Raw genomic sequence first — 26,068 nt, forward strand, 5'->3', positions numbered from 1 at the left:
TGCAGGAGCAAAGGAGACCAATTTTGGCAAAACGTGAGGGCTTATTCTGGTCGCGCAGTACATGGATTACAATTGCTGCTATTCTAATTTGTATGGCTGGCTACAGCTTGAAAACAAGTCGATGGGCTAATCAAAATATTGCTGCATTCATCACTAGGCAAATGCCACAGCAGCAAACTGACTCAAAGAAGGTTGAAACCTTAACTAAGCCGCCAGATAAAGGTTTGCAGCAAGGTATTGCTAAATGGGCAGAGCAAGAGAGAGGCAAGCGGATTAACTATGTTCCTCCCCAATTTCGGGGAAAATATATCGAGGAAGTTGAGCTTAAAACTCCACAGAAAGTCATTGCCTTGACCTTTGACGATGGTCCTTGGCCGAAGATGACCAACGATGTGCTACACATCCTTAAAAAATATAATGTTAAGGCAACTTTCTTCGTGGTAGGGAGAAATGTTTACCTATATCCAGAAGAGCTTAAGAAAATTGTTGAGCATGGTCATGCCCTTGGCAACCATAGTTGGAACCATGGTTATTATTATCATAACCCGTTAGCAGCTGCTAAGGAAATTGATAACACCACAGCACGGATTTACAAAACTACTAACGTTAAGACCACTCTGTTTAGACCCCCTGGTGGTATCATGAACAATGGCTTAGTGGCTTACGCCCGAAAAAAAAATTACGTGATTGTAAAATGGTCAGCTGACTCAGAGGATTACTCGGTAAACCAACGTCGGTTGACCTATAATGTGCTCCGCAGAGCGAAACCGGGAGGAATTGTGCTACTCCACGATGGTGGGGGCAATCGTTCCAAGACGATACGAGCTTTACCGGTTATTATTACTGAATTGAGAAAGCAGGGTTACCAGTTTGTGACCGTACCGGAATTGTTGGAGATGGCACAAAAAGAGTTGGAGATGGCAGAAAAAGAACAGAAGTGACATGTAATTATTTATCAACGGTTAACCGTTAGGTAAGCATTCAGCTATCAGCCGTCAGCCGTCAGCTTTTTAATAAAACAGGTAAGCCTTTATTTAATCTCTTTTACGTCTGCTGCCAGGGATTCATAGTCTTGGGCTGATGGGCTTTTCCCCCAGGTTAAACGCCTATAAATTTGTATCAAAAATTACAGTCAAAAAGTAAACAATAGTATAACAAATCCATAATCAATCTGTTGATTCTCAATAAGCCCGATTCATTATCAATTATTTGCCCTGTTATCCTTGGTCGATTTGAGAGTAATCTACATTCTGGTTGCGTACGCAAATCCTCCTTTGATTTTTGTTCAAAGTCAGCGGAAAATTCGTTGACTTTCAACAAAAAAACTGCCTCTCTTGGTGCCCGTTCCCTTGGCGTTCGCGGAGCGGCGACCTAGGAGTTGGAAACCTCGCGCCTTGTCGCACCGCTTTAGGATGGGATTTATTCGAATTAAAAAAGTTAATCAGATTTTTGTATGTTACAATTTATACCAAATTAGATGGGTTTACCCTGACTTATATCATGTCGGGATAATTACCCTTAATAAAAATCTCCCTATCTCCCCATCTCCCCATCTCCCCATCTCCCCATCTCCCTATCTCCCCATCTCCCCATCTCCCCATCTCCCTATCTCCCCATCTCCCCACACCTCCCACCCTCTCCAGCCTCCCCACTATCTCCTTAATTATGGGTATTCAACCAGACTTGATATTAGATGGGGGGATTTTTGATGCAGGAAAAGAAGTTACAAAGTTTTGTCCAAAGTCCAGTATCACTGGGGTATTCCTGAATCTGATCAGGAGATTCAGGAATTGGGTATTCCTGAATCTCCTGATCAAGAGGTTCAGGAATTGGGTTAGGGGTTTCCTTAGTACTACTTCCCTCAGATGAAACTTCCTCCAATGTTTCCTCGGCATCTTTGAAGGGAGAGGACGAATCATTTTCTTTTTTTAGCTTCAACTCCCAAGAGTTACTTTGGCTAGCTACTTCCTCTAGGGTCTCTTGTACACCTGAATAGTTCTGGACAACCAATCTCCTGACGGGTGAAGCTTGATTTGGAAGTTTCATGCTGTTTTTTTCCCTTCTGAGATTTTGGATTTCATTAAGGGTGTTCAAACTACCCTGCCAGAAGAGTCGGACGGACGGGAAATTGCTGGCATCGCTAGGTGTTGCAGAATCCTTCCCAATTTTGTCCAAAGTCCAGCAGTATCACTGGGGTATTCCTGAATCTGATCAGGAGGTTCAGGAATGGGGTTAGGGGTTTCCTGAGTACTGCTTTCCCCAGATGAAACTTCCTCCAACTCAGATTTTGCACCATTATCAAATGTTTTCTTGATATCTTTGAAGGGACAGGAAGAATCATTTTCTTTTTTCAGCTTTAGCTTCAACTCCCAAGAGTTCCTTTGGCTAGCTACTTCCTCTAGCGTCTCTGGTACAGCCGAATAGTTCTGGACAACAAATCTTCTGACGGGTGAAGCTTGGTTTGGAAGTTTCATGCTCTTTTTTCCCTTCTGAAATTTGGGATTTCATTAAGGGTGTTCAACCAGACTTTATATTATTGAGGATACCTCCCTAGAGACAATTATGCACACAAAGTGTGATTGCACTGAGAAAACTAGTGCAATCACACTTTTGCTATCATTTAGGTTCGCGACTATATGTTATAATACGCTACCAGAATTTAGCAGCCTTGAAACCTAAATTAGGTTTTTCCGAATAAGTCTCTGCTCACGGGCATATATTCGCAGGGCTGTTTCATTTTCAATTTTTCGGTTCGCTGAAGCTCCCGAGTGGCAGCGGTTTCGCCCCTGTTTTTCTATTATTAAACCCAATAGTATAAAAAAACGGCGATTTGCGTGACCTTAAGGGGCTTTGAGCCCCTCACCCAGGAATTTTAGGGTCGAGCAATGTTACGCCCCTGGGCATATAGTCGGGATGCTGAAGCAAGCATTCCAGGCTGCGCTTCTTGACAGACCTTGCCCCACTTGCTGGTCTATGCAGTTTTGACAGTTTTGTGAGATGGGTGGCAGAGCTGTTGGCCCAGGGTTAACCGGTGGTGGTGGTGCTAGAAGATTACCATTAGATGCTTGCACTTGCCGCCCTTGGTTTAGAGCTGCAATTGGATTAATACCAGTCTTGAAGCCTAAATAAGTTTTTCCTAGGGAGTGCCGGCTAACGGGCTTAAATTGAACTGGAAGTTTCATGTTTATTGCTCCTTGTTTTAGTTAATTCGTCAATGGTTAGACAGAAAGAGAGTCAGTTAGGAATGATTCCCTTCCACTTTCTGATCGCCTCAACAAAGCAAAGCCAAATAACTGGCGCAAACTTTCTTGATGTTCTGGGGACGATAATAAGGCCAATAGTGCCTCAGGCAGATCTAAACGCTGCAAACGCTGTCCTTCTTCTAGGAGAGAACGAAATTCAGTAGTTTCCCAACCTAATTGCCAAAAAAAGTTTGTCCCCTCGGCAGGAGCGAATTGAAGCTTGGCTTCACCATTAGCTGTAGCCTGATCCAGACTGTTTTGGATGAGCTGCAACCCACTATGGGAAGCCAGATCCGTGAGCCACCAACTAAACTGGGGCTGTGCCCACAAATCCCTAGCTAGGGCTGCAACTTGCTCAGGATTCAGATAGACAAGCAGCCCTTCCGTTACGATTAGTACCTTTTTTGTCTCAGAGCCAATGTCCCGAAAAAGGCACTGCCTTGCCTGGGAATTGGTCACGTCAAGGGGAACAGATTTGAGTATACACCCAGGCTTGATGCCAGCCAGTTTACTAGCTTTGTAGTCTAAGACAGTAGGAAAGTCAATCTCGATCCACAGGAGTGAAGCTGGTACAGGCAGACGGTAGGCACGGGTATCAAGTCCTGCTCCTAAATTTAGAACTGCATCGACTCCCTCTAGTTCAATACTCTGGATAATCAACTCGTCCATAACACAGGTGCGCACGATACACCCAGGTGCGTGGGCCTCCTGCTGGGGCATTTGCTGCAAGACCTGCTTTCCTCGAGTTCCCGCCAAAATCCGGGCATAGGGATCCTGAAAATGAGCGTCTGGGCGATCGCTCTCCAGAACTCGATAGAAGGCTGTGAGGAAGGCCGTATCAGAGATGTCTTGAACGGGTAAGGAAGTAGGATTCATGCTCAGACTCCTGAAGGATCATTCCTACGAGACAATTAGTGCTAGATAAGAGAGCCTATAGCTGCGGTTAAAACTGGAGTTACAATTGGAGCTACAGCCTCCGTAACTCTAAGAACGTCATCTATAGGGTCACTAGCTTCAACACCATTGACACCATTATTCAAGGACAGGGTAGTCCCGGAAACTTTTCGTTGAATGGGTGCAGTTTGTTTCGGTAATTTCATGATTCTTTCTCCTGAAATAGGCTGTTACTTACTTGATTAGATGTGAGTTTTCGCCTAACATATACCCTTACCAAGGGGGGACATGCCCAGCTTGAATGGGAAGTTTCATCACCGTGTCTCCTAAATCAAGTTTAATCAGATTCCCTGTGCGACCTCTTCAACATCTTCTGCTGTAAAGGAATAACCTTCCGCTTCACCGAGTTTGACTAGAACTTGTGCAAGGTGGCCTTTGTCAGTTGTTGTCTGTAGCTTCTCATTTAACTTTTGTTGCAAGGCTGGATCTTGTTTAACATCTGTCAAAAAGTGTTCCAGGCTTCCCTGGGCCAAGGTGTAAAATGCTGAGATCAGCTCCTCAACAGAATTAGCACTCCACGATCCAGGCATTGTCATCACATCTTGAGCGGTAAAGTTGTAACCACCCTGAGTTTTGGCGAGAGCCAGCAATTGTTCGACAAAGGCACCTTTATCCGTTATCTTGTTCAGTTCTGCTAGCAGATTAGGGTCGTTTTGAACAACCCAGGAAAAATGTTGGAGGTTGCTTTGTTTCTGTAGCTTTGCCAGGAATTTGTCAACAATTTCAGTCAGTTGAACCGTCGGCTCAGCTTCTGAGGTACTCGGAGGTTTGCTTTTTTTTTTGGCTATTGTTCGATAAATTGCCTGGTGAATATTCATGGCTTTTATTACTAAGTTGAATCCTGGAGTTAGTTAGTCGAGCCAACACCATCAAATCGGCGCTCAACTTCTAAGCTAAGCAATACTTCAACTCTAAAGCCCACCACAGGTAGCTGAGCATCTTGCTCTTGACTGTCCAGAGAATATCTGACAGCCACAGAAGTTGGCTGGCATCAAGAATCTCATGGGATTGTTATAGTTGGCACCATGAAGTAAATCAAATTTAAGATTGCGCAACTCATCCACTGCCCCTGCATCTATTAATATTTGCAGGTCTACTGTTGTGGAAGGGTCAATCAGGTCTGGTCTTTTAACGGGTACAGATTGCTTCGGTAGTTTCATAACTTGATCGCGTCATGGATGTTTACCTTTGTTAATGGGTCTGTAACTACCTAGCACAGACCAGTTTTCCTCATCAAATCCAATCAATTTGGACTCAGAATTTGAGGGTTACTTCAAAGCCTGATGCACCTGATGTCCCTCTCAGGATTTCCTCAAAGGCAGTATTGCTAGGTTTAACCCCTTTCTCGTTAGATATTGCTGCTGAGGTGGAAGGACGTTGAACAGGTACAGCTTGCTTAGGACATTTCATGGCCGTTTCTCCTTTTTTAAAAAAAATATCTGACTAGAGGGCATCCCAAATTCTGGGTTGACCCATGGTCACCGGCATAATATCGCTAACATCAATTGTATATCGCAGGATTTTTTTGGCTCGTCTATCGTTTTCTGGGTCAAAGAACTTAAGCTTGACATCCCAACAGTCTGAATCGACTCGGCAGAAGGGACTTCGTTCAACCCCAATGGTATCAAGTTGCATAGACCCAGCACTTGAACTCGACGAAGTCTGTAGTACAGTCACTAAGGCATCTGCAAACTGAAAGGCATTGGTCGCGGCATAGTTGAAAGCACGTTCTTGGGAGGTTTGACCAAGATTACGCAGATCGTAGTAAATGCGTTGTAGAAACGCTCTTAATGCATAATCGGTCGCCTCACGCACTTCATCCCACCGGGTTTCGTCTATGTCGCCTGCCGCAACTGCGTTAATGACATCCTGGATTAAGACCTCAATGTGCCAACCGTACAGTCCTCGAAGATTATACAGTTCAAGTACAGGAACAACTTGACCAGAGAATAGTTGAACGGTTTTACCTGTTAAGATTCCTGGGACTGAAACTTTATCAATGTATCCTTTGTTGTAATCGTTCTGGGCAATTTGTGGCAAAGCCTGCCCCTCTAGAAACTTGCTCAATTGCTTGTACACCAATTGAGCAGATGGACCTTTCGCCTCAATAGCATAAATGGGGGTCAGCTCTAGATTCAATGTCCAAATCAGGGATTGAGTTTCTGATATGTTGTCTGTTCCCTCATTACGGCGGACTTCATAGTCGTTCTGGCTATCTAGCTGCAGATCACCATTGCCATCGAGTATGGGAGTACCCAGAAGATAGTTAGTCATCTGCCTCACATCAAATGGATTAGCAGGAACAGCAGTCTCAGTATTTTCATTCTCTGCTGAAACTTCTCTATTAACGTTTTGAGAATCCACTAAGGGCATCAGCTGCTTAAAGCTATCTTGACGAGCCTCTGTGCCAAAGTCATAGCCAATGGTGCCGATTGCGTAAACCAAAGCTTTTGAACCACTATCACAGCCACATCCCATGGAAGGGACGACACCGCTGGGGGTAACCCTACTAGAAGCAACGGTGTTAGCAGTCATAGCGGGTACCGCACCCATCTGCTGATAATGAACCGGCATTCCCTGTTGAACCGGCGTGGCGTGCTGAACCGGTGTAGTCTGAGCAGCGGGAACGACTCCCATCTGCTGATAATGAACCGGCATTCCCTGTTGAACCGGCGTGGCGTGCTGAACCGGTGCAGTCTGACCAGCGGGAACGACACCCATCTGCTGATAATGAACTGGCATTCCCTGTTGAACTGGCATTCCTTGCTGAACCGGTGCAGTCTGGCCAGCGGGAACGACACCCATCTGCTGATAATGAACCGGCATTCCCTGTTGAACCGGCATTCCTTGCTGAACCGGTGCAGTCTGACCAGCGGGAACGACTCCCATCTGCTGATAATGAACCGGCATTCCCTGTTGAACGGGAGCAGCGGGAACGACTCCCATCTGCCCATGATGAACTGAATGAACTGGCATGGCTTGCTGAACCGGTTCATTATAGGCAGCGGGAACGACTCCCATCTGCTGATAATGAACCGGCATTCCCTGTTGAACTGGCATGGCTTGCTGAATGGGTGCAGTGTGAGCAGCGGGAACAACTCCCATCTGCCCATGATGAACTCGATGAACTGGCATGGCTTGCTGAACCGGTTCATTATAGCCAGCGGGAACGACTCCCATCTGCTGATAATGAACCGGCATTTCCTGTTGAACTGGCATGGCTTGCTGAATGGGTGCAGTCTGAGCAGCGGGAACGACTCCCATCTGCCCATGATGAACTCGATGAACTGGCATGGCTTGCTGAACCGGTGCAGTGTGAGCAGCAGGAACGACTCCCATCTGCCCATGATGAACTGGCATTCCCTGTTGAACTGGCATGGCTTGCCGAACCGGTGCAGTCTGAGCAGCGGGAACGACTCCCATCTGCCCATAATGAACTGGGTGAACTGGCATCCCTTGCTGAATCGGTGCAGTCTGTGCAGCGGGAATGACTCCCATCTGACGATGAACTGGCATGGCTTGCTGAACCGGTGCAGTCTGTGCAGTGGGTTCTACAGTCATTTGTCCAGAAGTAGCACTGGGGACAACTGTCGTTTCGTAGACTTGCTGCTGATTAACCGATTCAGCCGAACCCAAATTACTGGCTTCACTGGGTTGCATTCTTTCCACCTCCCAATTCTGATTGGACATTTCTTGTGTTTCCCCTTTAGTAATCAACTCATATGCTCCAGGAATATTGAGACGACCTGCCAGACAACGACGAGCATCTGGAACTGTATCTGGGTGGCAAGGTAAGGCACTTTCAAGCAGTGCCTGACGGATGAAGTGAGGATCGGGTTTTTCTCCTCGTTTGAGCTGGATGCTCATTAACAGTGCTACCAGCCCAGATACAATTGGAGTCGCAAAGCTAGTCCCAAATTTTAGGGTGGTACCTCCACCAAGCATGGCTCCCAAGATGTTTTCACCAGGAGCCAAGATTCCCTGGTTTTGGTAAGCCTGACCCCAATTACTAAAATCGATTGGCAATCCCTGGTCATTCATTGCACCCACGGCCAGCACCGAGGGCAAAGCTGCCGGAACATGAAGACATTCACAGGCATTATTTCCCGCTGCTGCAACGATTAAAACACCATTCTCATGACAGTGACGGACAGCTTTTTCCAAAATGGGGTCTGCTGCACCAGATTCACTGAGTTCGCCTCCACTGATATTTATGACATTAGCTCCTTGTTCAACTGCCTGATTAATTGCTCGAGCTAGGTCTATTTGCAACAGTGAACGATTCTGAGTATCAGAGAATACTGGCACAATCAGCCCACGACAACCGGGGGCAATTCCCTGAACTGGACTACCATGCTGCCCAAAAATTACGCTGGCAATGTGAGTACCATGACTAGCCATCTTCCCCACAGGAGCATCTGAAACCAGTGTAGGCAGCTTGATTAGCTGGGCCCCTTGAAAGCTGGGATGAGATAGATCAACTGATCCGTCAAGAACGGCTACACATACGCGCGAATCCCCAATAGATTCATCCCACAAAGATTCAATTCCAGGCAATTTTGACGCTGAGTAGTTAAACATCTATTGGTCATCCAGAGAAATGCTAGCGAGAAGGGAGTCCTTGAACCTCCCGTCTTCAGGGGAGATTTAGTGAAGCTACTAGCGCTGGAATCCCTTAGCGACTGCCGCGCAGCGCCCTATAGCTTTCACCCCGATCGCAATTATATACACTCCTCTCAAGAAATGGTGAATATATTAAGAAATGTTGAATACATTCACAAAATTTGACATTCAGACAGAAGAAGAAGTTGATTCCTATTGACAGGAGATTACCTCAACATCGGCTCAGTATTTCAATATAAATATTACCTTGTAAACCTCTAATTTTTTATAAAAATTTATCTCAAAATTATTTAAACTTTTCGATTAAATGTAACAGGATATAAACTATCAAAGCCGCAGAATTTTTAATTCGAAGTCCATTGCAATACTTAGTAATTAATCTATCCAAATTCAAAGGCATTTTGAGGAATTTCCAGAGCAATTCTATTTGCCCCTGCTGTCGATAAAGAAATGCGCTACGCGCACGCTACGGGATCAGCAATATCTTGATTAGTAGGGTGGGCAGTGCCTACCAACGCCCTTTGCAAGCTTGATGATCTGTCTGAGGCACTGCCCACCCTACATCAACTTGCTATGATTGTTTTTTGGGTATTAAATAGTTCAATTGTTCTATTTGAGTGCAAGCCTTATCCTACAAGGATTACAGCGAATTTACGAATCAGCTCTTAGGAAACGCGATCGCTCCCAACCTAACTTAAGTAAGCGAGAATGCCACCGCTATCGCTAAAATCATCCTTACGCTTGCTCTCATAGTCCAGAAGCCCTCTCAAACACCTTTCAGGTATACTCCGATTACCAACCTTTTTGATACATTGCCCTACAAAGAACACCTCCTCAATCAAGGGGATTTGGTATGACTATCGACTACTGGCAAAATACTTGCTGCACTGCTTTAACTATTCTGTTAAGATCCGTCATCTCCAATTCTGGATAGACTGGTAAAGATAATAACTTTTCCACGATTTGCTTTGCTATTGTTAATCGTCCTACCCGATGAGGTAAACCATTTTGATAAACAGGTTGATCTGGAATCAATTTCGGATATATTCTCATAGTTTCGATGCCAACAGAATTTAAGTGGTATTCTAATTTCTGTCTTGTCTGGACTGAATCCGTTATAACAGTGTATAGATAATAAACATGAGTCCGCCCTGGAGCAACAAAAGGAATCTGTAGTGGTAAACCATCAAAATGAGCGTTGTAATAATTAGCAATATAATTACGACGTTGGTTCCACTCTTCTAAGAATTTTAATTCTAAATTTATTAATGCGGCTGTAAACTCTCCCATACGCCCTCTTAGCCCAAACACCTCGTGATTATAACGATTTCCAGGGATTCTACCTAAATCACATAAACGAAGGACTTGTGATACATTCTTGGCATCTTGCATTGTTATCATGCCACCATCTTCTAATCCGCCTATATTTTTGCCATTATAGAAAGAAAAACAACCAAAATCTCCCATACTACCAGCATAGTTGCCATGATAAGTAGCCCCATGTGCTTGTGCGCAATCTTCAATAATTTTTAGATTGTACTTTTTAGCTATATCCATTAATCTGTCCATATCAGCCATTTGCCCATACATATGTACTGGGATAATAGCTACGGTTTTCCTAGTAATAGAATCCAAGACTGCATCTGGATTAATGGTTAGTGTTTTGGGGTCTATATCTACAAATACTGGAATACCTCCGACTGCATTTACAGCATAAGCTGTTGAAATAAATGTTAATGAAGGCACTATTACTTCATCACCTGGATTGATTCCAGCACACATGAGTGCTATTTGCAAAGAGATAGTTCCAGATGATGTGGCAATTCCGGTTGTCCCCCATAAATCTTTTATCGATTTTTCAAGAGCAATAACACGATTTCCGCGTCCTGTATATTTTCCAGATAAAATTACTTCGTCAAATAACTCAAGAATCTGGTTTTTGAGAAACTCAAAGCGAAGACTATACCCTTCAAAGGGAATTTTGGCTCTACCGAACCTAGTGTCTATAAAACCGCGCTTATTCCCGACTAGGTCTGATTGGATGGGGTTTTTAGAAAAAATCATTCTATTAAAAACTCAAATTACCGCCCAATCAGGATTATACTACAGCAATCCTAAATCATTTATTTGTAAAATCAGCATCTGGAATCGTTGCTGGGCAAGGGTTATAGCGATGGCTTTGGCCAATATATTTCACGAATCATTTAGGACTGGTATAATAATTTTATAACATTGTTACACAGCCAGTTCGGTATAGCCAATTTAATTAGTTAAATTTTGCTTAAATTCAACTAATTAAACCAGGGTAAATGCCATAAAAAATGGCTCATAATGTGCATTGGGTAGATATCGGTTGATCGTGGCTCATGTCGCCCCCTCAGTCGAAGAGTATATTAAGCGAGGTAATCGTGATTGGGTAAGGGAGATGATGATTCGTCGTCAAGCGTCTGTGAATGAATTTTGCCTCGAAAAGATTGACCTAGAACAGGTTACAGGTTGAACGCGATGGACTTCGTCCCGCTTTCAGCGAACGCGTAGCCTTTTGGCCAAGGTTATTCACAGTTGAATCTTGACAGATTGAAGGTTAAAGGTGATCAAACCAACCTTCAACCTTCTAACCGGCAACTGGTAACCGAAGCCAACCTGGAACCTTTAAGCTTCAACTGTTTTAGGCTACTGTCGAAGAAACTAACTCCCGTTCCTCTACCACATCAGGATTGGCTTGAGGAGTATCTGCCTCAGAAGGTGGTACCACTTGCCAGAATTTGGGCAGATATTCAGACCAGTTATCCAGAATCATCTGGGCTTTCGGGCTACCAGTCCGAGTGGCATGGTCTTTAATTAAGCCTTTCAACTGCTGCTCTCCAGCCGCTGAAATCACCCGTTGAATCTTGACATTCTGGTTCACTTTGGCGGGAAAACTCTCCTCTTCATCTAGGAAGTAGGCTAAACCACCAGTCATACCAGCACCGACATTGCGTCCCACTTTCCCTAAGACTACAATTACACCACCGGTCATGTATTCACAGCAGTGATCACCAGCGGACTCAATCACAGCATAGCCTTTGGAGTTGCGCACACCAAACCGCTCACCAGCACCACCATGGGCAAATAATGTTCCGCCAGTGGCACCATAGAGGCAGGTATTACCTACAATCACATTGTTAGCTGGGTCGTAGGTGGCATCAGCCGGTGGTTTGATAATAATTTCACCACCATGCATCCCTTTACCTACATAGTCATTGGCTTCACCAGTTAAAATCAGGGTCATACTAGGCAGGTTAAAGGCACCAAAGCTTTGACCAGCAGCCCCCTTGAAGTTGAGAGTAATGTGTCCATCGAAACCAGTGTTACCATACTGCTTGGCAATTACCCCAGCAATTCGAGCCCCTACAGTACGGTCAGTGTTGACAATGTCAACATCTTTAGTCACGGACCCATGATTTTGAATAGCATTCGTCAGGTCAGCGTCAGCCAGCAGTTGATCATCTAGGACTGGTCCATTGCTGTGGACATCGTTATGGTTGAGCCAACTGCGGTCTGTGCGAGTATCAGGCAGCTGAGTCAGACAATCTAGATTCAGCATAGATGTCTTAGTCAACTCAAGGTCGTCCCGGACTTTGAGTAGATCAGCCCGACCAATGATATCCTTTAAGGAACGGTAACCTAGTTTGGCAAGAAGCGATCGCACTTCCTGAGCCACAAAGTAGAAGAAGTTGACCACGTGCTCTGGAATCCCGGTAAAGCGCTGGCGCAGGCGTTCTTGCTGAGTAGCAACCCCTACGGGACATTGATTGGTATGGCAAATCCGTGCCATAATGCAACCTTCAGCAATCATCGATACCGAACCGAAACCGTACTCTTCTCCTCCCATCAAGGCAGCCATCAGTACGTCCCAACCAGTTTTTAAGCCACCATCTACCCGCAGCAAAACGCGATCGCGTAGTTGGTTTTCCATCAAGATCCGATGTACTTCAGTTACTCCCAGTTCCCAAGGGGTTCCAGCGTGCTTAATCGAACTCAGGGGAGATGCTCCAGTACCGCCATCATGACCAGAAATTTGGATTACATCCGCATTGGCTTTAGCTACCCCAGCCGCAACAGTTCCAATCCCAATTTCTGCCACCAACTTCACAGATACCTTAGCTTGAGGGTTAATCTGATGCAAATCAAAAATCAGCTGCGCTAGGTCTTCAATCGAATAGATATCATGATGGGGTGGTGGGGAAATTAGGGTTACCCCTGGCTTGGAACGCCGCAGCTTAGCAATGTAGGGACTGACCTTCTTACCCGGTAACTGACCCCCTTCCCCTGGCTTAGCACCTTGAGCAATCTTAATTTCTAACTGCTTCCCACTCATCAGGTACTCTGGTGTTACTCCAAAACGACCAGATGCTACTTGCTTAACCGCAGACGAAGCAACATCCCCATTACGTAACCCCTTTAAGTGAGGTAGAGTCGGAGAATTACCAGTCTGATCCACATCCTTCAGAATGGTGAAGCGCACTGGGTCTTCACCCCCTTCACCACTGTTTGATTTACCGCCAATCCGGTTCATAGCAATAGCTAGAGTTTCATGAGCTTCTCGGGATAGAGAGCCTAGGGACATCGCACCGGTACAGAAGCGCTTGACAATTTCCTCAACAGGTTCTACTTCCTCGATCGGAATAGTAGGTTGGTCGCTGTTGAAGTCCAACAAATCTCGTAGTGCAGTTGCTGGACGCTCTTCCAAAAGTTTCCGATACACATCGTAGTGGTCGTAAGCTTCTTTGTTAGCTTCAAGGTTTGAAGGTTTAACCTGCAACTTGCTAACTTCCAACTCTTTGTGATTTTTCCCGTTGCCATTGTTAGAAGATTGGTCACGGACGAAGGAAGAAACCGCCTTGTGTAGGGCTTTAGCCATTTCAGGGCTGTTCATGTGATACTCACCCCGAGGACGGTAATTGATAAAGCCAAAGTTTTCCAGTTTCTTAGCTGTCAGGGGGAAAGCCCGCTTGTGAAACTCCATCACTTCCTGAGCTAAATCAGCAATACTCAAACCCCCCAGCCGGGATGTAGTTCCCTTAAAGGCTAGTGCCAATAAATCCCCACCAATGCCAATTGCTTCAAAAATCTGAGCGCCATGGTAAGACGATAATAGGGAAATTCCCATCTTAGATAGGATTTTCAATAAACCTGCTTCTACCGCCTTGCGATAATTTTTCTGAGCTTGGTCTATGGTTAGGCTTTCCAGTTTACCCTGCGCCATCAATTTCTGAGTTTTAGGATTAGCCCACCAATTCCGCACCGATTCCCAAGCCAAATAGGGACAAACTGCTGATGCACCATAACCGATTAAGCAAGCATAGTGATGAGTACTCCAGCATTGAGCCGTTTCCACAATAATGGATGCCTTCATCCTTAATCCTTGAGAGATCAGGTGGTGGTGAACCGCACCTACAGCCAACATCGGTGGAATATAGGAGTAGTTTTCAGAAAGCCCTCCAGCAGTTTTATCACTTAAAATCAGAATCCTTTTGCCAGCCCTTACCGACTCAGCGGCTTGGTCACACATACGATTCACAGCTACTTCTAGCCCCCCCGGACCAGTAGCAATTTCAAATAGAGTAGAGAGTTCAGCCGTCTCAAACCCTGACCCTTTCACCGCTGCCAACTCCGCCTCATTGAGGACTGGGGTTTCCAGCTTTAACAACTGGGCGTACTCCGGCTTAGCTTCTAATATATTCCCTCGCTCACCCAGCTCTATACTCAACGACATCACCAAACTTTCCCGTAGAGGATCAATGGGTGGGTTAGTGACTTGGGCAAACCGTTGTTTAAAATAGTCATAGAGTAGCCGAGGCTTATTAGAGAGTACCGCCAAGGGAATATCATCTCCCATACAGAAGGTAGGTTCTTTCCCCTGGGTGCTCATCGGCTGGATGATCATCTCCACATCCTCAGCAGTGTAGCCAAAAGCGGTCTGCTGACGCAGTAACTCAGCCGCCTCTTGTTCAGGAGCCTCAGTAAAGGGTTGGGGTTCCAATTTTACACGATACTGCTTCAGCCACTCACCATAGGGTTGCTGAGCTGCCACCCGTTGCTTGATGTCCCAGTTTTTTATAATTTCGTTGCTTTCGAGGTCAACAGCAATCATTTGCCCTGGTCCGAGTCTGCCCTTTTCCAGAATCTCGGATTCTGGCAAGTCCACTACCCCCACTTCTGATGCCACCACCACATAGCCATCCCGGGTAATGCTATAACGAGCCGGTCGTAATCCATTTCGGTCTAGGCTGGCTCCCACTGTTTTCCCGTCACTGAATACTAACAGCGCTGGACCATCCCAAGCTTCCTGAATTCCACTGTAGTATTCATAAAAATCAACAATTTCTGGATACTTATCCAAATCCGGCTGATTTTGGTAAGCTTCTGGCACCATGATCATTAATCCGGTCAGAGGACTGCGTCCAGATCGCACCAGTAATTCGAATACATTATCTAGGATGGCTGAGTCACTGTTTTCGGGATTGATAATAGGCTTGATCTGATCTAAGGGGTTATTTGGTTTAAGGTTATTTGGTTGCAAGTTGGTTTGAGCACCTTTAAGCTTAAAGCCTTTTTCCCAAACCGGATGAGCCAAGTCAGCCTCCCGGGCTATCATCCAGTTGACATTGCCCAACAGAGTGTTAATCTCACCATTATGTCCCAACAAGCGCATCGGTTGAGCGAGGGGCCACTTGGGCATAGTATTGGTGCTAAAGCGTCGATGATAGACAGCAAAACCACTCTGGTAATCAGGATTTTTTAAGTCTAAATAAAACTCTCCAAGTACCGCTGAGCGCACCATGCCTTTGTAGACAATCGTGCGACTGGAAAAGGAGCAAAAATACCAATCATCAGGCACTCGGATGGTACTCTGAGATTTTAGTGCCTTAGCAATGCGACAGCGAGTTTTGAACAGCAAACGCTCCAGTTCATCTCCTATCTCCCCTTCAGAGGCTACGATCAACTGTTCGATATGGGGTTGATTGGCTTTCGCTTGGATACCCAGGATCTCTGAACGTACTGGTACCACACGCCAGCCTAATACCTTTAAGCCTTCTTGAGCAAGAATTTCCTTAACAATTAACTTACCTTGGCTAACCAACGTCTCATCCTGAGGCAAGAATACCATCCCAACTCCTAACTGCTCCGTAGGAGGCTGGTCAATTCCTTGTTCGGTGAACCATTTTTGCAACAGTTTCCAGGGAATAGCAGTCAATAAGCCTGCACCATCCCCTGAATCTTGGTCAGCACTACACCCCCCCCGGTGTTCTAGACAACCCAGTGCCACTAGAGCTTGTTCAATCAATTGATGGCTAGCTATACCCTGCCCAGAAGCAATAAAGCCAACCCCACAGGCATCTCGTTCCTCCACCAACCAACGTTGACCTGGATACGGTATCCTTTTGTGATAGTGTTGTAGATCTTCCTGGTTTTTCTGGTTATCGATATTATTCATCCAATTATTCACGGTGTTTAGTGATGCTTTCATTACAGATTGAGGAATATTAACCTAGTAGCAGTGACCTATACACTGCTACTAGGCTGGAAAAATCAACAATGATTTACCATAAATGGTGAGCCAGAAGTTGGTTGGGTCTAATCCCGATTCCCTGGGTGTAACAATCTATCAAGCTTTTTTCCCTTAGAAACTCCTATCCTGAGTATCCAATGAAATCTGGTCAGCTGCTGACACAAAAGCTACATCCTCCGACACAGAGCAAGGGATGTAGTTAACCTGATTAGGTTTTACCAGTAGCAACACGCAAGCGTGCTTCAACAATGGGATGCAACTAAAATGGCATGCAACTAACCACCTAGCTGATGACCAAAGTCACCAGGGTTCCATGAAGCTGGCATAAATCCTAGAAACTTACCTATATAGGCGGATAGTCATGATATAAGAAATGGGTTAGGGATAGCAATACCTAATTTGTCCATAAACCTACTGAAAATTTTACTCGGGAAGAAATTGGTGGATTTACCGTAGCAGTGTTCCAGACCATTGAGCGAAACTCAAAATAGCTTTCTTAACGACTATGCAAGCACTGACAGGACTTGATGTTGTCACAGTAGCCTTCATCACAGTCTTAGTTTAGACCAGGTGGCATCTCCTCTCTAAATGCCTAGGTATTAGGCTCATGGTCTTAGGTCTTACAAAAGGGGGAGTTGAGGGCCTCCGTGCTTGACCCGGAGTGCTTCATAACTTTTTTAGAACCCACTTAGCCTAAATGCCTAGAGCCTAAATGCCTAGAGCCTAGGTTAAGAGTATGTGAAATTAAACCTTCTCTATAGTTTTTGCTGACTGATTTAGGCTATGAAAGGATAGCTTGTCAGCCAAATCAGTCCTTTGAGGAAACAGGCTACTAGCAGCAACCAATGCTCAATGGAACCCTTTGATGGTGACAAGAGTAACACCAAAGACCGGAATTGATACTACAAAAGTGTGGACTAAGATCTCCAAGCTAGCCATTACCCTCTTGCTCCTAATTCTATTCCCAGCATCCGTAGCTACGGCAAATAGGCGAGTTGGAGCAATTGAACCCTTAATCTTAAATAGCTTTAAAGAGTTACTTAACCAGTTGCCCCCAGCAGATGAAGAGACCCCTGTCCTGGTTCAAAGTTTATCCCAAACCACCCAGGAGAACATCCTAGTTTTAAAGGGGAAGAAACTATTGGAAGAGCTACCACCCATGGCTGATAACACCTTAGAGGTAGAGTTTTTCTCTGTCCCCCCCCAGGTGATCCGACAAGGGTTTCAAGTGTATTTAAATGGTCAGCGGATCAACTTACCTTGGCAGCAGTGGTTGGTGGGAACCTCAGTGCGCACTGGCATCAGTGATGTAGGAGCGATGCAAACTTTGGGGATAGAAATGCTCAATAGTAAAGATTTTACCCAGCAACCGATTCGGTGGTTTTCTAAACCCCGGAGTACATCAGTAGTTTTCCCCAGCCAAGTTAGTGGTGCTTATCGATATCTAGATATTACCGATTTTGCCAAAACAGCAGGTTGGCAGTTACAAGTTCACGGGGATAAGCTGTATATCTCTTCCATGCCAGCCAGGGTGAAGGCTATTCGCCAGGGACGTCAGCCTTGGGGTAATCGTATTGTTCTTGATTTAGACCGCCCAACCTTCTGGCAAGTCAATGACCGACGCACTGAAGGTGTGATTACAGTAGCTGCCTCAGCCGACCCGTCACTAGTCAAGGGTTTTAATGCTCTAGAGGCTGCCAAGATCCAAGGGCCTGAAGATGTAGCTCCCATTTCTGTGGGTGCTCCTATGGATAAACCGGTTATCCGCTTAGAAAGCCATCAGAACCAAACTAGGCTCAGGGTGGATTTCCCCAAAGGTAAACGTCTGCGAGTTTTCACCTTGCCTAACCCTTTTCGATTGGTGATTGATTTGCGACCCGATGCCATGGTAAGGAAAAATATTCTCTGGGCACCCGGCATCCAGTGGCGTCAGCAGTTGATTAGTCTCAAAGATACTAGCTTCCCAGTGGTGTGGCTGGAGGTTAACCCCAAATCTCACCGGTTACGCCTCAGACCCATTGGCAGTAATGCTACGACCCAAGTGGGAACAGCCCCACTAATTAAAGCTGCTCAGTGGTGGCAAGCATCTGCTGCAATTAATGCTGGCTTTTTCAACCGTAACAACCAATTGCCCTTAGGAGCAATTCGCCGTGATAGTCGGTGGTTATCTGGTCCAATTTTGAATCGGGGAGCGATCGCTTGGAATGATCGCGGTCACTTTAAACTGGGACGACTCAGCCTCACCGAAACCTTAGTTACCTCAAACCGGAAACGTTTGCCAGTACTATTCGTCAACAGTGGTTATGTCAAAGCTGGCATTGCCCGCTACACTCCCGCCTTCGGACCAACCTACACTCCCTTAATTGATCATGAAATCATCGTAGTTGTCCAGAACAACTCGGTCACCCATCTGTTGCCTGGAGGACTTGCCGGTCAGCAAGCCTTTCCTATCCCCCCCAATGGCTATCTAGTTACCCTTAGAGCCAACAGCACAGCCGTTCATGATCTTAGTATCGGTACCCAAGTGCGAATTGAGGGGAGTACGTTTCCTGCTGACTTCAATGGCTACCCCCATATTCTCGGTGGTGGACCACTGCTACTACAAGATCGAAAAATTGTTTTGGATGGCAAATCGGAACAATTTAGTGATGCCTTTATTCAGCAGTCTGCTCCACGCAGTGCGATCGGAACCACTGCTAATGGCAGATTGATTATTGCTGCTTTTCACCATAGTCATACTCGACGTGGCCCAACCTTAAGGGAAACAGCTCAGTTGATGCAGAAATTGGGAGCGATTAATGCCCTCAATCTTGACGGGGGTAGCTCAACTGGACTTTATCTAGGTGGTCAACTCCTAGATCGGTCTCCCTATACAGCAGCACCAGTTAACAACGGTCTGGGCATCTTTTTTACACCTGTTCCCTGATAGTTTAAGAAGTATGAAGGTAAGTATTCAGCCGTCAGCTATCAGCTATCAGCTATCAGCTATCAGCTATCAGCTATCAGCTATCAGCTATCAGCTATCAGCTATCAGCCATTGGCCATTGGCCAGGCTACTTGAAATGCTTTTGAATAAAATAAGATAACGGCTAACCACTGAAAGCTGAGGGCTGAGGGCTGAGGGCTGACTGCTTACATATGAAGGAAGTATGAAGTGATCAGATTTATTAAGATTTTTGGAAATCACGAATCCCTTAACTATAGGTTTATTCAGCTTCAACTTAGGTCAAGATAACTATTTCTAATGTAAAGACTTTATATAAATTCAGGTAATCGACTAATTTGGCCTGAAAAATTTAGTTATAGTTTGCTAGATTTTTCGATAGTCAATTCCCCTTGATTTTGTCTAACCTAGAATTAGTAAGCAATTAGTAAACTTTCCCAAAATCACTTAGCTAGACGTTTTCAGGAACAAAACCATGGTTCAGTCAAAAGAAATTTCTCAAGTTTCGGCCATTACCCTACAGTCATCCCGAGTAGCTGAAGGCGTTGCCGCTACCGAACTACGACCTTGGGGGTCTTTCACTGTCTTAGAAGAAGGACGGGGATACAAAATCAAGCGCATTGAAGTCAAGCCGGGTCATCGCTTAAGTTTGCAGATGCACTACCATAGGAGCGAACACTGGATTGTTGTCAGTGGTACAGCTAAAGTTATTTGTGGCGATAAACAAGAAATTATTCATCAAAATCAATCAACTTATGTTCCCCAAGGCCATGCTCATCGACTAGAGAATCCTGGTGTTATTCCCCTCGTTTTAATTGAAGTTCAGAATGGAGAATACCTCGGAGAAGATGACATTATTCGCTTTGAAGATGACTATGCCCGCAGCAAACCAGAAGACAAATAGATTAAGTCATTAGTTGTAAGTCTTTGTAAGCAATCAGCTATCAGCAATCAGCTTTAAGCTTTTGAATAAAAGAGGTAAGCATTCGTTTAATCTCTTTTACGTCAGCTGACGGCTGACGGCTGACAGCTGACGGCTGACAGCTGACAAGTCTTTAGTTACTAGTCTTAGTCATTAGTTACTGAGGGGGTGACAACAAGGCTAAAAAGTATACAGGGTGTGGGGTGTGGGGTGTGGGGGGTGGGGAAAATAGAAGCGATGCAGCGCGGTCTTGGGGGTTTCCCCCACTCGCTATTGCATCAAGACAGGGAATTTGGAGTGAGCCCAGCAATAACAATCAGTCCGAAACCTGATTCAACCGTCCAATGCAACGTAGCCAGCTCCTGATCTTCCCCTACACCCGTCACCCCACACCCCACACCCAGTAAGGCTTTTAAGGCTGTTTGTCACCCCGTCAGCATTAGTTAGAAGTCTTTAGGATGCCCAAAAAAGCCTCTTGGCAGTGGCAAATTAAATGACTAATGATTAATGACCAAAAATTTGGGTCTCAAGCCCCGTCCTTCTAGGACGGCTTTTTTTTGTGCTATAATATTACGTAGAGTTATTCCACGTCAAATGATCGTCTTAGAATTTAAGGTCAAAGGGAATAAAACTCAATATGCCGCCATTGATGAGGCGATACGCACTGGTCAGTTTGTACGAAATAAGTGCATCCGTTACTGGATGGACAACAAAGGGATAGGACAAAAAGACCTGTATCGCTATAACACGTGGCTGAGATCTGAATATCCTTTTGTCAAAGACTTAAACTCTCATGCCTGTCAAGCTTCGGTGGAAAGAGCTTATAGTTCAATTTCTAGGTTTTACGATAAGTGTAAAAAACAAGTCCCTGGCAAAAAGGGTTATCCCAAGTTTAAAAAGTTTTCTCGGTCAGTTGAGTATAAGACATCAGGCTGGAAACTTTCACCTGATACCAAGTCTATAAAATTCTTAGACAAAAAAGGTATCGGGAAACTAAAGCTTAAGGGAACCTGGGAGTTATGGCGTTACGACCAAAATTTGATTAAACGAGTTAGGTTGGTTCGTCGCGCAGATGGCTATTATGTTCAATTTTGTGTAAAAGTTGAGATTAAAGAATCTCTAGATCCGTCCCATACCAATGTGGGACTTGATGTGGGTTTAAAAGAATTCTACACCGATTCAAAGGGAAACACAGAACCAAATCCAAGATTTTATCGTAAGGGCGAGAAACGGTTGAAATTTTATCAACGCCGAGTTTCTCGTAAAAAGAAAGGCAAGGCCGTAGGCCACGCTTCGCGAACAGCTAACCGAAGAAAAGCCATTAATAGATTAGGCAGGACACACCTTAATATAAGTAGGCAACGTGTTGGCGAAGCCTGCGCGAAGCGCATAGAACACGCGAAGAGACTCGCGCGTTGCGTAATCCACTCTAACGACGTGGTCGCTTAGGTTCGCGCAGCGTGCCGTAAGGCAAGATTTAAGAGTGAGAAATTTTGTCAAAAATCATTGTCTTGCCAAATCTATTAATGATGCAGGTTGGTATCAATTTAGAAAATGGTTAGAGTATTTTGGACAAAAGTTTGGCAGGGAAACTGTAGCAGTTAATCCTGCCTATACTAGCCAAAATTGCTCAAACTGTGGTGAAGTTGTCAAAAAATCGCTATCTACTAGAACTCATGCATGTTTATGCGGGTGTGTGTTGGATTCGCCGTTCGCGTAGCGTGGCCTTCGGCCTCAGGCGACGCTACGCGAACGCGACCATAATGCAGCTATCAATATTCTAAAAAGAGCCTTGGGTACTGTAGGGCATACAGGAACCTGGATCGTTGATCCGAACGCTTTAGGAGATCCGACCTCTACTTTTCCTGATTCCGGTCTGGTTAAGCAAGTTTGATCATTGATTAAAGAATCCCTGTTCTTCTAGGACGGGGAGTGTCAATATTCCTTTTTGAGGTAACATTAGCTGGTGCTAGTTGTTGCGTATAGTTAGTATCGTTAATGATTAAACTGAGTAAAGCTGCTGCGAGTGAGATTAGACGTGTACAGTCCAAGCGTCAAAAGCCAGACGCCAAATTGCGTCTAGGTGTCCGCCAGGGTGGGTGTGCTGATTTTTACTACACTATTGACTTTGAGCAAGTGATCAATTCTGAGGATCAGGTCTATGACTGTGATGGCATCAGTGTCATCGTAGACCCGGAAAGCCTAAAAACTATCAATGGCTTAACTCTAGATTACTCAGAAGACCTCATGGGAGGAGGGTTTCGCTTCCATAACCCTAACGCTTCAGAAAGCTGCGGCTGCGGTAATTCCTTTCGTGTAGAGCCATCAAAGGAGCAAGATTGACACCAGAGTGTTAAATTCGATATAATTACCTTTGGTTTGTTTGTAGTTGATTAAGTTCAATCAACCAATGTTTATTAAGCCGTAACTCATGCCCACCATCCAGCAGCTCATTAGTAGCGAGCGCTTCAAAGCTAAGAAGAAAACTAAGTCCCCAGCGCTGAAACAATGTCCCCAGCGCCGTGGTGTTTGTACTAGGGTGTTCACAACTACACCCAAAAAACCCAACTCAGCCTTGCGAAAGGTGGCAAGGGTTCGTCTGACTTCAGGATTTGAAGTAACAGCCTATATTCCCGGTATTGGTCATAACCTACAAGAACACTCCGTGGTGATGATCAGAGGTGGTCGTGTAAAGGACTTACCTGGAGTGCGATATCACATTATTCGGGGTACCCTTGATACGGCAGGAGTGAAAGATCGGCGTCAAGGTCGTTCTAAGTATGGGACAAAGCGCCCTAAGTAAACTCACGAGAATTGACTCCTCTACAATAAGAGACTTCAAGAGACTTCCAGCAAGAGAGTTGCTGTGATCTCACCCATGCCCATAAATCCCGCTTGGTCGTTGCTTAAGGAAAGATCCAATTCCTGAAGCCAAGGAATACTAGAAAGCTGAACTGATTAGCTTCTCGTAAAACCTGTAAACAAAAACAGGAATTAGAGGACCAACCATAAGCTAACTGTATCACCAAGGTTAATCACACCAGGGTTAATCACACTAGGGTTAATCACAGGAGTGTAGTTGATTGCCTTGGTTAATTTTTAATAGTAAACTGTATTTTTGATTTTTTCTTAAGCTTACTTATGTCTCGTCGCTCAGTTGTTAAAAAGCGTCCTGTCCCCCCTGACCCAGTCTATAACAGTCGCCTGATTTGTATGTTGGGGTGTAGACTCATGCGTCATGGCAAGAAATCCCTTGCCTACCGAATTATCTATGACGCAATGAAAATCATTGAAGAAAGAACTGGAGCTGATCCCATAGAAACCTTTGAAAAAGCTGTGCGTAACTTGACCCCTCTAGTAGAAGTCAAGGCTCGCCGGGTTGGTGGGGCAACCTATCAGGTTCCTATGGAAGTAAAGGCTGAGCGAGGGACTACCCTAGCCCTACGCTGGCTGATTAAATTCTCCAGAACTCGCTCCGGTCGGAGCATGGCGAGCAAATTGGCTAATGAGCTAATGGATGCTGCGAATGAAACGGGAAATGCTATTCGCAAGCGTGAAGAAACCCATAGAATGGCCGAGGCAAATAAAGCTTTTGCCCACTATCGGTACTAATTACCCTAAAAGTTCAGAACAAGAACCTGGTAGCCATAAGATAATGTCCACAAATGCCTAAAAAACTTAAAAAAAGTATAAAATTGTAAATAGATAGCTACCTGGTGAGGAAATGGTGGCACCAGATAAAGGAGGTAACCGTGGCACGCACCATCCCCCTTGAGAAAACACGCAATATCGGAATTGCAGCTCATATTGATGCGGGCAAAACAACAACAACTGAACGAATCCTGTTTTATTCCGGAATTGTTCACAAAATTGGTGAAGTCCATGAAGGTACAGCTGTAACTGATTGGATGGACCAAGAGCGGGAGCGGGGAATCACGATCACTGCTGCTGCGATTAGCACCAACTGGCGAGAGCATCGGATTAATATTATCGATACTCCCGGTCACGTTGACTTCACCATTGAAGTGGAACGCTCCATGCGGGTATTGGATGGTGTGATTGCTGTGTTTTGCTCCGTAGGTGGTGTCCAGCCTCAGTCTGAAACCGTCTGGCGGCAAGCAGACCGCTATCAGGTACCTCGAATTGCGTTTGTTAATAAAATGGACCGCACAGGAGCAAACTTCTTCAAGGTCTATGAGCAAGTTCGTGACCGATTGCGCTCCAATGCTGTTCCCATCCAAATCCCGATTGGTAGTGAAAGCGAATTTAGAGGCATTGTTGACTTGGTGAGGATGCGAGCCAAGATATACACCAATGACTTGGGAACTGACATCGAAGATACAGAAATTCCTGAAGAGGTCAAAGAGCAAGCCGAAGAATACCATGCCAAACTAGTGGAATCGGTGGCAGAAACTGACGAGGCGTTAATTGAGAAGTACCTTGAAGGAGAGGAAATCACGGCAGAGGAAATTCGTGAAGCCCTGCGCAAAGGAACCATTGAGGGCAGAATCGTTCCTATGTTGTGTGGCTCTGCATTCAAGAACAAAGGGGTTCAGCTGCTGTTGGATGCGGTTATTGATTACCTACCAGCTCCGATTGATGTTCCGCCAATTCAAGGTACTATGCCTAAGGGTGAAACCGTCGAGCGGGTGGCTGATGATGAAGCCCCTATGTCAGCTCTGGCATTCAAGATTATGGCAGACCCCTATGGTCGCCTAACTTTCCTGCGGGTTTACTCTGGGGTACTCAAGAAGGGGAGCTATATCCTCAACTCCACTAAGAATAAGAAGGAACGGATATCTCGTTTGATTGTCTTGAAAGCTGATGACCGGATTGAAGTAGAGGAGTTGCGGGCGGGAGACTTGGGCGCTGCGGTTGGTTTGAAGAATACTATCACTGGGGATACTATTTGTGACGAAGAGTCTCCGATTATTTTGGAATCCCTCTTTATTCCAGAACCAGTAATCTCGGTGGCAGTAGAGCCAAAAACCAAGCAGGATATGGAGAAGCTATCCAAAGCCCTCCAAGCCCTATCTGAAGAAGACCCTACCTTCCGGGTCAGCATTGACCCAGAAACTAACCAAACCGTGATTGCGGGCATGGGTGAACTGCACTTGGAAATCCTGGTAGACCGGATGCTGCGAGAGTTTAAGGTAGAAGCGAATGTGGGCGCTCCCCAGGTAGCCTATCGAGAGACGATTCGTAAATCAGTCCAGGCGGAAGGTAAATTTATCCGTCAAAGTGGCGGTAAAGGTCAGTACGGTCACGTTATTGTTGAATTGGAACCAGGAGATACTGGTAGTGGTTTTGAATTCGTCTCCAAGATTGTAGGTGGTTCTGTACCGAGAGAGTACATCTCTCCTGCTGAACAGGGGATGAAGGAAGCCTGTGAATCAGGGATTCTAGCAGGCTATCCAGTGATCGACGTGAAAGTTACCCTAGTAGATGGGTCTTATCACGACGTAGACTCTTCAGAAATGGCATTTAAGATTGCTGGTTCTATGGCCATGCGGAATGCTGTGATGAAGGCTGCGCCAGTACTCCTAGAGCCTATGATGAAAGTTGAGGTGGAAGTGCCGGAAGACTTCCTAGGGGATGTCATGGGTGACCTCAACTCCCGCCGTGGTCAAATTGAAGGTATGGGTTCTGAAGACGGCATTGCCAAAGTCACTGCTAAAGTTCCATTAGCAGAGATGTTTGGTTATGCTACGGATATCCGGTCTAAGACCCAAGGTCGGGGTATCTTCTCTATGGAGTTTAAGACCTACGATGAAGTACCTCGCAATGTGGCAGAAGCCATCATTGCTAAGAATCAAGGGAACGCATAA

Annotated in this window: 20 protein-coding genes and 1 pseudogene; 9 read left to right on the plus strand and 12 right to left on the minus strand. The window is 45.4% G+C overall.

Annotation, left to right across the window (positions count from 1 at the left end; all coding sequences use genetic code 11):
* Positions 1–23 precede the first annotated feature (23 nt).
* Complete coding sequence (locus F6J90_RS38590; RefSeq protein ID WP_293106738.1) at positions 24–941, plus strand: polysaccharide deacetylase family protein; 918 nt, start codon at positions 24–26, stop codon at positions 939–941.
* 552 nt (positions 942–1,493) lie between these two features.
* On the opposite strand, the gene F6J90_RS38595 is transcribed toward F6J90_RS38590, so the two are convergent.
* From F6J90_RS38595 to F6J90_RS38650, 11 genes are all read right to left on the minus strand, one after another.
* Positions 1,494–1,652: a hypothetical protein gene (locus F6J90_RS38595; protein WP_293106741.1), complete on the minus strand. Its 159-nt coding sequence runs from the start codon at positions 1,650–1,652 to the stop codon at positions 1,494–1,496.
* A 37-nt stretch (positions 1,653–1,689) separates the two neighbouring features.
* A complete protein-coding gene (locus F6J90_RS38600; RefSeq protein ID WP_293106744.1) occupies positions 1,690–2,046 on the minus strand; it encodes a hypothetical protein in 357 nt (118 codons plus the stop codon).
* Positions 2,047–2,090: 44 nt separating this feature from the next.
* Positions 2,091–2,474: a hypothetical protein gene (locus F6J90_RS38605; protein WP_293106747.1), complete on the minus strand. Its 384-nt coding sequence runs from the start codon at positions 2,472–2,474 to the stop codon at positions 2,091–2,093.
* Positions 2,475–2,888: 414 nt separating this feature from the next.
* Positions 2,889–3,182 carry a hypothetical protein gene (locus F6J90_RS38610; protein ID WP_293106750.1) on the minus strand — a complete coding sequence of 98 codons (294 nt, stop codon included), beginning with the start codon at positions 3,180–3,182 and terminating at the stop codon, positions 2,889–2,891.
* Between the two features lie 36 nt (positions 3,183–3,218).
* Positions 3,219–4,118 carry an SAM-dependent methyltransferase gene (locus F6J90_RS38615; RefSeq protein ID WP_293106753.1) on the minus strand — a complete coding sequence of 300 codons (900 nt, stop codon included), beginning with the start codon at positions 4,116–4,118 and terminating at the stop codon, positions 3,219–3,221.
* A 41-nt stretch (positions 4,119–4,159) separates the two neighbouring features.
* Positions 4,160–4,342 (minus strand): hypothetical protein, encoded by a 183-nt coding sequence (locus F6J90_RS38620; protein ID WP_293106756.1) that lies wholly within the window; start codon positions 4,340–4,342, stop codon positions 4,160–4,162.
* Positions 4,343–4,477: 135 nt separating this feature from the next.
* Positions 4,478–5,014 (minus strand): Nif11-like leader peptide family natural product precursor, encoded by a 537-nt coding sequence (locus F6J90_RS38625; RefSeq protein WP_293106758.1) that lies wholly within the window; start codon positions 5,012–5,014, stop codon positions 4,478–4,480.
* Between the two features lie 93 nt (positions 5,015–5,107).
* On the minus strand, positions 5,108–5,356 hold the full coding sequence (locus F6J90_RS38630) for a cyanobactin biosynthesis system PatB/AcyB/McaB family protein (RefSeq protein ID WP_070395719.1): 249 nt from the start codon (positions 5,354–5,356) through the stop codon (positions 5,108–5,110).
* A gap of 94 nt (positions 5,357–5,450) precedes the next feature.
* A complete protein-coding gene (locus tag F6J90_RS38635; RefSeq protein ID WP_293106763.1) occupies positions 5,451–5,606 on the minus strand; it encodes a hypothetical protein in 156 nt (51 codons plus the stop codon).
* A gap of 33 nt (positions 5,607–5,639) precedes the next feature.
* A complete protein-coding gene (locus F6J90_RS43925; protein ID WP_366514000.1) occupies positions 5,640–8,777 on the minus strand; it encodes a S8 family serine peptidase in 3,138 nt (1,045 codons plus the stop codon).
* Between the two features lie 906 nt (positions 8,778–9,683).
* Positions 9,684–10,883 carry a DegT/DnrJ/EryC1/StrS family aminotransferase gene (locus F6J90_RS38650; RefSeq protein ID WP_293106765.1) on the minus strand — a complete coding sequence of 400 codons (1,200 nt, stop codon included), beginning with the start codon at positions 10,881–10,883 and terminating at the stop codon, positions 9,684–9,686.
* A gap of 295 nt (positions 10,884–11,178) precedes the next feature.
* On the opposite strand from F6J90_RS38650, the gene F6J90_RS38655 reads away from it, so the two are divergent.
* A complete protein-coding gene (locus tag F6J90_RS38655) occupies positions 11,179–11,319 on the plus strand; it encodes a hypothetical protein (RefSeq protein WP_293106768.1) in 141 nt (46 codons plus the stop codon).
* A 168-nt stretch (positions 11,320–11,487) separates the two neighbouring features.
* Here F6J90_RS38655 and F6J90_RS38660 read toward each other — a convergent pair whose 3' ends face one another.
* Positions 11,488–16,299 carry a glutamate synthase-related protein gene (locus F6J90_RS38660; protein ID WP_293106771.1) on the minus strand — a complete coding sequence of 1,604 codons (4,812 nt, stop codon included), beginning with the start codon at positions 16,297–16,299 and terminating at the stop codon, positions 11,488–11,490.
* Between the two features lie 940 nt (positions 16,300–17,239).
* Between F6J90_RS38660 and F6J90_RS38665 the strand changes: the two genes are divergently transcribed.
* The 7 genes and pseudogenes from F6J90_RS38665 (at position 17,240) to fusA (ending at position 26,068) form a co-directional block, all read left to right on the plus strand.
* Positions 17,240–19,300, plus strand: a complete 2,061-nt coding sequence (locus F6J90_RS38665) for a phosphodiester glycosidase family protein (RefSeq protein WP_293106774.1) — start codon at positions 17,240–17,242, stop codon at positions 19,298–19,300.
* A 493-nt stretch (positions 19,301–19,793) separates the two neighbouring features.
* Complete coding sequence (locus F6J90_RS38670) at positions 19,794–20,222, plus strand: phosphomannose isomerase type II C-terminal cupin domain (RefSeq protein ID WP_293106777.1); 429 nt, start codon at positions 19,794–19,796, stop codon at positions 20,220–20,222.
* A 612-nt stretch (positions 20,223–20,834) separates the two neighbouring features.
* A pseudogene (locus F6J90_RS38675) lies at positions 20,835–22,134 on the plus strand (transposase).
* A gap of 104 nt (positions 22,135–22,238) precedes the next feature.
* The gene (locus tag F6J90_RS38680) at positions 22,239–22,583 is read left to right on the plus strand and encodes an iron-sulfur cluster assembly accessory protein (RefSeq protein ID WP_293106780.1); all 345 of its coding nucleotides are present in this window, start codon (positions 22,239–22,241) and stop codon (positions 22,581–22,583) included.
* An 88-nt stretch (positions 22,584–22,671) separates the two neighbouring features.
* Entirely contained in the window at positions 22,672–23,043 is a 372-nt protein-coding gene (gene rpsL, locus F6J90_RS38685; RefSeq protein WP_071106977.1) for a 30S ribosomal protein S12, read from the plus strand.
* Between the two features lie 338 nt (positions 23,044–23,381).
* A complete protein-coding gene (gene rpsG / locus F6J90_RS38690) occupies positions 23,382–23,852 on the plus strand; it encodes a 30S ribosomal protein S7 (RefSeq protein ID WP_293106783.1) in 471 nt (156 codons plus the stop codon).
* A gap of 140 nt (positions 23,853–23,992) precedes the next feature.
* Positions 23,993–26,068 (plus strand): elongation factor G, encoded by a 2,076-nt coding sequence (gene fusA, locus F6J90_RS38695; RefSeq protein ID WP_293106787.1) that lies wholly within the window; start codon positions 23,993–23,995, stop codon positions 26,066–26,068.

It is taken from the genome of Moorena sp. SIOASIH, assembly GCF_010671925.1.
Classification (GTDB): domain Bacteria; phylum Cyanobacteriota; class Cyanobacteriia; order Cyanobacteriales; family Coleofasciculaceae; genus Moorena.